The sequence below is a fragment of the Bacillus sp. LB7 genome (genome assembly GCF_030449715.1).
In the GTDB taxonomy this organism is placed as follows: Bacteria; Bacillota; Bacilli; order Bacillales; family Bacillaceae; genus Bacillus; species Bacillus paralicheniformis.
In genome coordinates this window covers 1-815 of the sequence record NZ_JASGCA010000054.1, presented here as the reverse complement: position 1 = coordinate 815, position 815 = coordinate 1, and the positions used below count along the sequence as shown (strand labels likewise).

Annotated in this window: 1 protein-coding gene and 1 pseudogene; both read right to left on the bottom strand. The window is 42.5% G+C overall.

Annotated elements, in window-relative coordinates; all coding sequences use genetic code 11:
- Positions 1–93 precede the first annotated feature (93 nt).
- Positions 94–534: a DUF669 domain-containing protein gene (locus QMZ64_RS23015; RefSeq protein ID WP_061578359.1), complete on the bottom strand. Its 441-nt coding sequence runs from the start codon at positions 532–534 to the stop codon at positions 94–96.
- Positions 534–815, bottom strand: a pseudogene (locus tag QMZ64_RS23010) (AAA family ATPase); the annotation flags it as partial. The pseudogene QMZ64_RS23010 and the gene QMZ64_RS23015, both read right to left, overlap by 1 nt.

The following is an 815-nucleotide window of genomic DNA, read 5'->3' as shown; positions in this document are numbered from 1 at the left end:
TAGCTCTTGCGGTATGTTCTTAAATTCGTACATGTGATAACTCCCCTTTAAAAACGAGGGAGCTATACACTCCCTCAAATGTGTTTTTTATGATCAAAACGGTACATCATCGTCACTGATGTTAACTGGAGCTGCTTCCGGTGCAGGTGCCTCAGACGGCTTAAACGCTTTGACTTCCGGATACTTTTTGCCGTTATGCTCTCGTTCTCCGACAACCAGGCGAACCGGCTTATTCAGGAACGCATTGGCCCATTCAATATGATCTTTAAATTTCATTCCGTTTGGAAAACCTGCGGCCTTTGATGCTTGATGAAATCTCCACATAGCATTGTCTGTAACCGTAAAGTTATCGTATAGGATTTTTTGACCCTGACATGGCTGCTCAACGTCAGAACGGATTTCATAGTCTACGACAAGCCTTTTATTTCCGGATGAGGCTGCTGTTTTCTCCTCAAAATTGATAACTGTTGCTTCATATTCTCCTGGTTTAATCGGTTCAAAAGCTTCACCTTTGCTGTGGTCTACTGTAAACATTATTTTTCCTCCTTAGTCTTTAAAGCTTGTAATCTATCAAGTGCGGCAGATGCCAACTTAATAGTCCATTGATCAAGTTTTTTATTTGCTTTGATCTGAAATTCTTCAACCATCTGCGCGGCTGCTTCGTTGCCGGAAACAATCGCTTTAATTTCATCAATCAAACGGATACGTTCGGCTTCTTCCTCTGCTTTCACGTCAATACCGAGCTCAAGCCATTGGTAAAGCTTGCGGCCGACTTCTGGATTGAGTTTAAAAGAAGAGCCTTCAAACATGCGGGT